At 54.6% G+C, this 9,823-nt stretch carries 10 protein-coding genes and 1 pseudogene (1 of these 11 only partly in view); 4 read left to right on the forward strand and 7 right to left on the reverse strand.

The genetic code is table 11. The features are described from left to right. Positions 1 to 2 precede the first annotated feature (2 nt). From A3H92_00945 to A3H92_00960, 4 genes are all read right to left on the reverse strand, one after another. The gene (locus tag A3H92_00945; protein ID OHC76399.1) at positions 3 to 1,145 is read right to left on the reverse strand and encodes a hypothetical protein; all 1,143 of its coding nucleotides are present in this window, start codon (positions 1,143 to 1,145) and stop codon (positions 3 to 5) included. A gap of 58 nt (positions 1,146 to 1,203) precedes the next feature. Further along, positions 1,204 to 1,923 carry a hypothetical protein gene (locus A3H92_00950; GenBank protein OHC76400.1) on the reverse strand — a complete coding sequence of 240 codons (720 nt, stop codon included), beginning with the start codon at positions 1,921 to 1,923 and terminating at the stop codon, positions 1,204 to 1,206. 74 nt (positions 1,924 to 1,997) lie between these two features. Then, a complete protein-coding gene (locus A3H92_00955) occupies positions 1,998 to 2,519 on the reverse strand; it encodes a hypothetical protein (protein ID OHC76401.1) in 522 nt (173 codons plus the stop codon). 6 nt (positions 2,520 to 2,525) lie between these two features. Continuing rightward, positions 2,526 to 3,038, reverse strand: a complete 513-nt coding sequence (locus A3H92_00960; protein OHC76402.1) for a hypothetical protein — start codon at positions 3,036 to 3,038, stop codon at positions 2,526 to 2,528. A 250-nt stretch (positions 3,039 to 3,288) separates the two neighbouring features. Between A3H92_00960 and A3H92_00965 the strand changes: the two genes are divergently transcribed. From A3H92_00965 to A3H92_00980, 4 genes are all read left to right on the forward strand, one after another. Beyond that, complete coding sequence (locus A3H92_00965) at positions 3,289 to 4,341, forward strand: hypothetical protein (GenBank protein ID OHC76403.1); 1,053 nt, start codon at positions 3,289 to 3,291, stop codon at positions 4,339 to 4,341. After that, the gene (locus tag A3H92_00970) at positions 4,332 to 5,261 is read left to right on the forward strand and encodes a hypothetical protein (protein OHC76404.1); all 930 of its coding nucleotides are present in this window, start codon (positions 4,332 to 4,334) and stop codon (positions 5,259 to 5,261) included. The genes A3H92_00965 and A3H92_00970 overlap by 10 nt, the downstream gene beginning before the upstream one ends. Positions 5,262 to 5,367: 106 nt before the next feature. Further along, the gene (locus A3H92_00975; GenBank protein OHC76405.1) at positions 5,368 to 7,065 is read left to right on the forward strand and encodes a hypothetical protein; all 1,698 of its coding nucleotides are present in this window, start codon (positions 5,368 to 5,370) and stop codon (positions 7,063 to 7,065) included. Next, positions 7,058 to 8,116, forward strand: coding sequence for a hypothetical protein (locus A3H92_00980; GenBank protein ID OHC76406.1), 1,059 nt, complete (start codon positions 7,058 to 7,060; stop codon positions 8,114 to 8,116). Before A3H92_00975 ends, A3H92_00980 begins: the two co-directional genes overlap by 8 nt. On the opposite strand, the gene A3H92_00985 is transcribed toward A3H92_00980, so the two are convergent. The 3 genes and pseudogenes from A3H92_00985 to A3H92_00995 form a co-directional block, all read right to left on the reverse strand. Continuing rightward, on the reverse strand, positions 8,113 to 8,583 hold the full coding sequence (locus A3H92_00985; protein OHC76434.1) for a gluconate kinase: 471 nt from the start codon (positions 8,581 to 8,583) through the stop codon (positions 8,113 to 8,115). The two genes, A3H92_00980 and A3H92_00985, sit on opposite strands and share 4 nt — an antisense overlap. Positions 8,584 to 8,788: 205 nt before the next feature. Further along, on the reverse strand, positions 8,789 to 9,682 hold the full coding sequence (locus A3H92_00990; protein ID OHC76407.1) for a hypothetical protein: 894 nt from the start codon (positions 9,680 to 9,682) through the stop codon (positions 8,789 to 8,791). Positions 9,683 to 9,774: 92 nt separating this feature from the next. Next, positions 9,775 to 9,823, reverse strand: a pseudogene (locus A3H92_00995) (hypothetical protein); it runs 704 nt beyond the window's last position.

Genomic DNA, 9,823 nt, shown 5'->3' on the forward strand with positions numbered 1-9,823 from the left:
ATTTAACGCCAACCGATATGCATTTCTTTATAGACAGCCTGATACTTCTCAAAAACCCTGGGCCATGTGAATTTTTCTTTAAACAATCCGATTGATTCCTCCGACATCCTTTTTCTTTCATCGGCGTTTTTAAAAAAATTAATTCTGTCGATTAACTCACCCAGGTTGTCCGGCTCTATCAGAAAACCGTTTTTTTCATTCTCAATGATCTCGGCGACTCCTCCGGCCCGGGCGCCGATAACCGGCAACCCGCACGCCATGGCCTCGACGAAAACATTTCCAAAAGATTCTCCGATGGAAGGCAAGACAAATACATCAGACTTTAACAACTCATCCGACACTTGAGCCTTATTCAACATGCCGAGGAATTGAACTCTGCCGCTACACGTCTTTTCAACGAGGTTCTCCAAAGATTTCCTTTCAGGCCCATCGCCTACTATCACCAACTCCACATCGTCGCAACCGCCCACGGCGCTGATGACCAAATTAAATCGCTTCCATCCCACCAACCGTCCGACACTGATAAGACGTAAGGTTTGTTTGTCCCGGTCAATGACGGCCCGAGCATCCGCCGGGAGATCATCAGCGGCGTTCCATATGACTTTTATATTCGCGGGGCCGAGTTCTTTCTCGGTTGCCGTCTTCGCCGCGCGACTCATGGCGACGACGGCGGCGGCGTTCCTGACAATGGATTTATTAAAGGGGGCAAGCAGAAAATGAAGTAACTGGTACTGTCCGGAATTGAACTTCGGAACATCCCCGCCGAAAAGCGAGATCACATAAGGGACATCGCCATGATGCAGGAAAGACAACAGGCCGGACGGTACGGAAGCCCAATAGTGAACAAGGTCATAATTATTTTTCTTCAGCAGCTTTCTGAGTTTGCACGCCCCAAGCATGACGAACATAAGCATGCCGATAATGCCCGTATCCGCCCTGGATTTACGCCAAGTCGGAACCGTATGAAATTTAACGTTTTCAACGCTATCCGGAGATAATCCTGAGTGAATATCGGCGGCGGTCAAAACTTCCAGCTCAAGCAGATCGTTTTCACTGAGATAACTCAGGACATTGCGCGCCACCTGCTCGCCTCCGCCGCCGAACGGGGGAAGCGCGTAGGAAACAAACAGAACTTTTTTTCGCATGAACAACCTATTGAGACATTACATCCGGCGATCCGCCCGCAAACCGAAGATGATGTTTCTAACCGATCCGCCACTTCAGGGTAACAATGGTTTTTATGACCCGGTAGATGTTTTTCAGCCTGAAAGCGGAACTGTGAGGGTTGGCGTCATTGAGCTTGACGCCGACTGTTTTGTAATCGGCGCCGCCCTTGAGCAATTTGATGACGGCTTCGGCCTGATAGGCGAAGCCGTCAGTCTCGATAGCAATCCGGCGCAGCAAATCGGTCCTGTGCAATACCAGCCCGTTATAGTAGGGAACATCAAGGTTAAACAGAAAGTTCATCAGCCGGGTAAAGGCGCGTGAAATGATTTGGCGTTTCACGCCCCGAACGCCCGGATTGGTGATAAAGGGGATAATCATATCCGCCTCGCCGGCGAGCCTGATGATCGGAGCCACTCCATCCGACGGATGATTATTGTCGCCGGGCACCATGATCACATATTTGCCGGTCGCATGACGGACTCCCGTTTTGTAGGCGCCGCCGAAACCGAGGTTCTTAAGGTTGGTGATATGTTTTATGTACGGTTTTTCAGCGGCTAATCGCGCCATGATCTTGCCGCTGTCATCGCTGCCGGCGTCATCGACCAGAATAATTTCATAATCATTGACGCCGCATTCCAGCGCGGTACGATCGATCTCCTTGACGGCGCCTTCAAGGTGCGGCGCTTCGTTGTAACAAGGCACGACGAAGCTGATAAAAGGAGTATTCTTGTCGTGGTTATCGTGATCTCTGGTCATCGGTCGGGGCGCTTTTGTCATATGAGATTTAAATCGGTTGCCGATGGTTATGGGGCCGCGACGCTATAAAGTCATTAAGTTTGAAGCCGATTCACAAAGATCAGCCGCTTGAACAGCGCGATAATAACGGCCATTACTCGGACTGTTTGGTTGCCGATATAAAGCCGTCCGTTTTGCTCAAAAATCTGACCGGTGTCCGATAGGCGTTTGATACGTCTGTCGATCATCTCCCGAGCGTTATAAAGAAAGTGGATTTCCTCGCGATCAAGGCCGTCGGGAAATCGGTTCATTTCGATCAGGATGCGGACGCGCCTGGCGGTCTCTCCCATGTTTACAAAGTGAAAATAGGTATAGGCCAAGGCTAGATAGGCCAGCAGATCGGCTATGCCGTTGCCGAAATCATTCCATGAGGGATCATCGAGCGGAAAAACCATGCCCTGGAGCGCAGAAAAGACCAAAAAGCCGCCCAGAAAGCCGATGCCGAGAGTCAACGGCGCGCCGAGCGCCGGGGCCAGACGGTAAGCAAAAATATGCCCGACTATCAGAAAGACGACACAGATTACAGGAACAAGGGCGGTAAACAGATCGGCGGTCATAGGGTCTCATCCTCCCTTTTTCGCGGCGCCCAGCATTCCCCGGAATACCGTAAAGACACGGGCGATGAAACGACCCTTGGCGGTCAGCCGGTAAAAACCCCGGTCAAAAATAACCGCCCGCTCGCCGACCAGATCGTTCACTCGCGGCCACAGCAGGTTATCATCGTCAAGCCGCTCATAAAGCCGCTCGACGGGAAGGCCGTCCGAGCCGGCATCGGCGATCATGTCCACTATCGTCAGGGATGGGCTTTTTACTTCAATCGCCGGATAGGTCATGATGTAGCCGCACATCAGGGCCACATAAAAAACGAGCACATGGATATATTCCATAACGCCGCCCGGCATAATATCCGCGCCCGCCTTTGCGGCAAGCAAACCGAGCGCCGTCAGGACAACAAAGGTTCCAACGAAAGTTCGTATCAGCGCCACCCCGGAATTCCTCGGGGGTGAAATCCGCCAGATCAAAACATGCGCCAGAAAGGCGACGGAAACGGAGGCAAGTCCCCAGATCAGAACCACGGAAATCCCCTGATATACAATGACCGACTCATATTAGCAGTCCCAATTCATCGCGGATAGCGCCGCCGACACAAAAGGAAAAAGTTGACCTTGAATGGTTCTCCGATAACCTGATAACATCTCGAATAGATCGCAGAAGCGGAAAAATCAGCGCAATTCCGTAGTTTTGCACACGGCTGAATGGTGGTTGGGTTGCCTTCGATTTGAAGGTTGCCTGGGAAGTCTTCGGTTAAAAAGTATCCAGCCCGCAATGGCGATTCAAAAAACTCAACCCGGCGCTCATTTCAAGCTCCTTGGCGAGGCGCTTCGATCCCGGATAGCGCCCAGGATCAAGCACGCCATATTGCATGTCACCAACTCATGCAACATGCGATGCCAGCACTGCTTCGTCAACTTCCAGAAGAAGCCTAATGACCTGACTCTGGATGAGATCAGGGGCGTCTCCGAGGCAGTCAACGACCTGATATGGTTGGATATCGGCGGCGGCGAGCCTTCTTTGCGCAAAGACCTGGCGGATGTCATCGGCCTGTTCCGATTCGAGGAGATATCGATCCCCACCAACGGCTGGTTTGCCGACCGCATAGTTTCCGTAGCCGAGGCCGTCAGCGGGCGTAATCCGGGGCGGCTGGTTGTCACCGTTTCTCTCGACGGCTTCAAGGAAACCCACGACGAGATGCGCCAGAAGGGCAGTTTCGAACGTGCAATCGAGACCATCAGGCAACTGGGCCGACTTGCCGATGCGCGGGTCAAGATCAATACCGTGGTCTGCGAGCGCACCGTCGATGATCTGCCTGATTTCATGAAGTTCGTCCGCGACGAGTTGAACGTTGACTACCAGGGGCTTCTTTTGCTGCGCGGCAATCCCATAAACCCGTTGTATCGGCTGCCCTCCGTGGAGCGCCTGCGCCAGCTGGGCCGCGAGGTGCGACCCATACAGGACAGCTATAACTTCGGGCGCAAGGGACTGGGCGGCGTCGTTACCCGCAATTACCAGTCCTTCAAATGGAATATTCAGTTGGAGACTATCGAGAAGAAGACCCAGATCATCCCTTGTCTCGGCGGGCAGGCGCATGTGGTCGTTTATGACAACGGCGCCGTGGCCCCGTGCGAGATATTGCCGGCGGTGGGCAACGTGCGCGAACAGCCGATCACCGACATCCTGGCCGGCGTCGCCTGGGCCGAGGCCGTTGCCTCTATAAAGCGCAAAGAATGCAGTTGCACCCATGACTGCAATCTGCTGGACAGCATCCTGTTCAACCCCTTGACCTATCCAGGGCTGCTCGGACTGAACGTATGGAAATAGAAATCTCGGTAATCATTCCGTTCTACAATTCAGGCGAGACCTTGAGAGAGTGCATAGAAGGGGTGATGGCCCAGGATCATCCCGGCTTCGAGGTCGTCCTCATCGACGACGCCTCCACCGAGAACTGCTCAAGACATATCCCCGATGACCCCAGGGTCCGCGTCATCCGCAACAAAACCAACCTGGGTCCCGGCGGCTCCCGGAATGCCGGCTTCAAGGAGGCGAAAGGGAAGTTGATAGTCCTCATCGACAGCGACGCCGCCGTCGATGACCCCGGTTGGCTGTCCAAACACGCCGCCGCCCATGAAGGACAGACCGGAATGATCGTCGGCGGCGGCATAGAAGGTTGCGGAAAGGGCTTGGTGTCCATGGCCGACAAGTTCTGCCACTGGCACACCAACATTCCCAATGCCGAGCCGTTTACCGTCAGGAAGGACACCCGCCGGCCCCTGGCTCAGGTGTCGCGCCATCTGGTCACCAACAACATGAGTTTCCTGCGGGCCACTCAACGAGAGTTGGGAGACTTCGACCCGGATTTCCGCACCGGCGAGGACGTGGACTTCTGTATGCGTGCTCTGGACATGGGCATGAGTTTGCGTCTGGAACCTTCGATCCTGGTTCGGCATTACGACCGGGAGAACCTCAAAGACTACTTCCGCTGCTTCTATATGGTCGGCAAGGACCGCATTCCCCTGAGGAGGAAACACAAATCGGGCCTGGAATGGCTGCTGCCCAAGAACGCCTTATCCACCGTTCTCTACGCGCCGGCGCTGTCTTTCGTTCTGCCTCTCACTATAATTATGTCGTGGTGGAAGTACGACAAGACGGTGGTGTTGAGCTATCCGCTTCTGGTGGTCGCCTGCTTCGCCATGACCTGCGGGATATTTGCATTCTTTCGCGAGGAGGAAGCCGGATGTTGAGTCGCATGTTGAAACCGTGCGGCTGATGCCTTATAGAAAGGCGCTTCCGCAAGGCTTGAGTAAACATGATGTTGATTAATCCCACCGGTATTTCGGAAAAGCCGAGATGAACAAGCCTCACGCCGTTTCCGCCCGGCAAGGGGATATGGATAATCACGCCGGCAACGGCTTATATCTGACCATTTATGTCCTGCTCTACTTTCTGGCGTTTGCGCCCATGGCGTTGATCCAAGGTCCTTTGTGGGACGATTGGGTGTGGCGTTTGAGCAATGCAACAAGCGCCAAGATGTGGCTTGATCTCGGTCGCCCTTATCACGGTCCTGTTTTTGACGCCTTGCAAGCCATGGGAGAATCATTTTCGGCCACCAGAATCGCCGTTTTCGTTATTTATTTTATTTCGGGGCTGCTGTTGTTCAGGGCGGCGACGGTTGCCGAGTTGGCAAGTCCAAGGAATGTTTTTTGGATCGTCCTGCTGACCATCTTGGCGCCGGTGAACATGGCTAGGGTAATTGAGGTTAATCTGCCTTATCCGTTAAGTTTCTTTTTTTATTGCCTGAGCTTTTATTTTCTGGCGGGGCATTTCGCCGCCGGCAGGATCATTGCGCGCCTTTTATCCTTATTTTTCTTGTTTCTTTCGTTCGCCACCCCATCCTTCCTGGTGTTGGCGGTTGTTCCGGCTTTATTCATTTACTACAACGCCGTCGGCCATATTCCGAAATGGGGAAGCCTTAAGACGGACGGGATGAAAATATTGAGATGCGTCGTCCGGTATTTCGATTTTCATGCGGCGCCCGTAGTTTTTTTTATTATGAAATCAGCCTTTTTCGAGCCGTCCGGTATATTCAAAAATTACAACGTCATAACTTTTAAGGGCTTGTTATGGGGAACCGTAGAGGCGGCGCAAACTGCAATCTACAACCTGTACATGCTTTTCTCCCCCGCATTCAAGGAGCTGTTGACTCCCTTGGATTCAAACAATGTGCTGACCGAAATCATGGCGGTTTTATTGCTGGCTTTGCTGGCGCAGGCGGCGTTGCCGCGCCTAGCGGGCAAGCGCCGATTCTTCGCGGCGGAAGATAATTCTTGCCCAAGCCTTGGCGTACTTTTTTTTGGGCTGGGCTTGGCGTTTGCGCTGCTGATGCTTGCCATCTACCCGTATGTAGTGGTTAAGAAATTTCCCCACCCCATCGGCATAGCCTCGCGTCATCAAACATCCTTGCATTTGTTCATCGGCGCGTTTGTCTTTTTTGCTGTTATGATCTTGGCTAGGCCAAGGATTGTTTATGGCGTTCTGGCTCTGGTCGCCGGCTTGTTCACGGCCACCAACTGCATTAACTATGTATCTTATCTTAAACACAGTCATGTGCAGAGCGCGATCATCGAAGAAATACGCAAGACACCGGAAATACGCGCTCATACGACGTTCGTCTTTGATGAAAGCAGGCGTCCCAACATGGCTTCCGGCGATTCGTCGCGTTTTCCCGAACTTACCCATTTCATGGCGAAGGCTTTTGGCGAACACACCCGTCTGGGAGCGCCATATCTTGACAATGTTTTAGACTGGCGCAAGAAAACGGAGAAATATGCAAGCACCTTCGCTGCATACAATCCGAATTATGCCTATGACGATTATCGGCCTGACGGGAGAATCTTCATCGTCCGCGTCGAACCGGGAAACAAGCGCCTGAACATGATGAGCGCCTTGACCATGGCCTATAATCAAAGATTCAACAAGGAATCCTACGCGCAAGGGCTTCAGGGGCTGGTCCGTCTGGTGGTAAATGAAATAATCACCGATGACTGAGAAGCCGTCGTTGCCGAGCCGCCTGCTTACTCTGGCGGCGGCCATCGTCCTTGCCGCCTTGGCCCTTGAGGGAATATGCAGGGTTTTTATGCCCCACTGGCAAGACTATGACAGCGGGCGGTTCATGCGCTCCGTCATCGTCCCGAATTTCGGAGAGGTCAGTACGGGGATGCCGGAATTCGATGACTATTTCGCCCAGAAAGACGGTGATTTCCGCGTCCGCGTTTCGATCAACGGCTTCGGTCTGCGCAATCTGCAAGCGGTGGAGTTTGCTGACGAACGTATTTGGGCGGTCGGGGATTCCGTGACCTTCGGCTGGGGCGTAGAAGCCGATGAAATGTATTCATCGATAATCGCCCGCCTCGCCGCTAAACCGACATACAATATCGCCTCGCCGGGAACCGACGTCTGCGGCTACCAGGCGCTTATCGCCAGGATGCCTGAAACATTCCGGCCCAAGGCGGTGATTATCGGTCTGGTTCTTGAGAACGATGTCGGCCATTACGAAGGATGTCAAAAGCGGGCGGAACTGACGGCGGCGGCGAAGACCACCCCCGAAGCCGGAAAGGCCGGCCTTCTCGGCGCCAAGAAATGGCTGACCCGATATTCGGCCCTTTACAACGTCCTCGCCGTCTCAATCAAGCGACTCGATGCAATCAGGGATTTTATGACAAAAATCGGCATTATCAGCAAGTCGCACGACTCTAAACGATCCTTCGATGAAGGAGAAATTGAAATCATGACCGATAAGACGGCAGCCGAGTTCGTTCGCCTCCGCTCCATTCTGCCCGAGGCAACCCCTCTCGCCGTTCTGATCGTCCCAGGCCGCCTGGAGATTCGCGACGACCACCCGTCATTTCGCAAAATGCGCCTGATGATCAGCGCCAAACTGGATGCCGTCGGCATCAAGGTGATCGATCCCTTCGAGGAATTCAAAAAGGCCGGGCTTGCCGCCACTCACTTCGCCCATGACGGACACTGGAACGCGCCGGGCCATGAAATCGCCGGGCGAGCCGCCGCCGATTGGATCAAGAGCATCAACATTGATTAAATTCCCAATCCGGCGCGGATAGCGGCGACGATGGAGGAAGGAGCGCCGCCGACATCCACGGCAACGGCGTCTTTCGGCTCTTCCAGAACGGCGAACTGACTTTCAAGAAGCGCCGTCGGCATAAAATGTCCGCCGCGTTTATATAGGCGGTCGCGGATAAGCTTTTCATCGCCCCTGAGGTAGACCAGCCGCACATCCTTTTTTCCGGCCATCAACATGTCGCGGTAGCTTTGCTTGAGCGCCGAGCATGCCAGCACCATATCCCGTCCTTCCCCAATCCATTGGTCCACGGCGGCGGCGATAGAGGCAAGCCACGGCTTCCTGTCTTCATCGTCCAGGGGGATGCCGCTTTTCATCTTGTCGATGTTGGCGGGCGGGTGAAAATCATCACCCTCGCGGTAATCGGCGCCCAGCGCCCGCGCCAGCAGGGTCCCCACCGTGGTCTTCCCCGCTCCGCATACGCCCATAATGATGATAATCATTTTACCCCGCGAACCTGGAGTACTATCCGGCCAAATTGAACCGCCTGCGCCGGAGGGATTTTCCGGCGCGGGCAGGAAAAGGGCGCAGCGCGTAGCGTACACTACGGGCAAGCCCTTTGACAAACCCGCGCCGAAAAAGACCCCGGCCCTTCGGGTTGCGCCTTGGCGGACGCCCGCTTCGTTGCGCCGCTCAACCGATGCTTTTGCATCGCTTTTCACGTCGCGCCTGACGGATCGCCTCGCCAATGCGCAACGCAGATGATTCAATTTGGCCGGATAGTGCTCTAGGCTCAGGCAGGCCCTTGATCCCGGCGCCGGGGTCGATCTCGAACAGCCCCCCCGAAAGAGGCGACTCGGCAAGTTGCCGGTCGGTCAGGCCGATGGAGGCCGATGTTACATAAAGCCTGTCCAGGCCCTCGCCGCCGAACATGCAACTGGTCGGGCGCGGCACGGGCATCCTGATGATTCGCTCAACCGCGCCTGAGGGGTCATAACGGGTAACGCGCCAACCGTCCCAGTGGGCGCTCCACACATAGCCCAGGGCGTCAACGGTCATGCCGTCGGGAACCCCGGCGTCTCCGGGGATTTCGGCGAACACCCGCTGATTAACGGCCTCTCCCGATTCAATATCATAATCGAAGGCGAAAATAAGCCTGTTCTCCGAGTCGGTAAAATACATGGTCTTGTCATCCGGACTCCACCCCAGGCCGTTGGCGACGACGATCCCGCCGAGCATTTTCTTTATTTTCATGTCCGAAGACAGCCGGTAAAGAGACCCCGTCGCCCGCTTTGCCCCGTCATCCATGGAGCCTACCCATAATCGTCCCCGGCGGTCACACTTGCCGTCGTTGAAGCGGTTGCCGGGAAGATGGGATTCGGGATCAACGATCATTTCCCGCAGTCCGGACTCCGGATTGAAAAAGGAAATGCCGGAACGAAAGGCGGCGATCATCCCTCCCCCCTCGCGCAAGACGATGCAGCCGATCTCGTCCGGGGTCTTTATCGTTTCGCGAACGCCGTCGCCGGGACGGTAGCGGTGAATAGCGCGGCCCTTGATGTCGATCCAGTAAAGGACACTGTTCAACGGACACCACAACGGCCCCTCGCCTAACAGAGCGCCTGCTTCCCATACGCAACGTGGGGTGTCCGTCCCGGCGGATGGAGCGGTCGGCATGATCACCTTTTTTTGTGCAGAAGATCGAAGATGACGCTTGAGTTCTTTTCG

The organism is Rhodospirillales bacterium RIFCSPLOWO2_02_FULL_58_16 (assembly GCA_001830425.1).
In the GTDB taxonomy this organism is placed as follows: domain Bacteria; phylum Pseudomonadota; class Alphaproteobacteria; order Rhodospirillales; family 2-02-FULL-58-16; genus 2-02-FULL-58-16.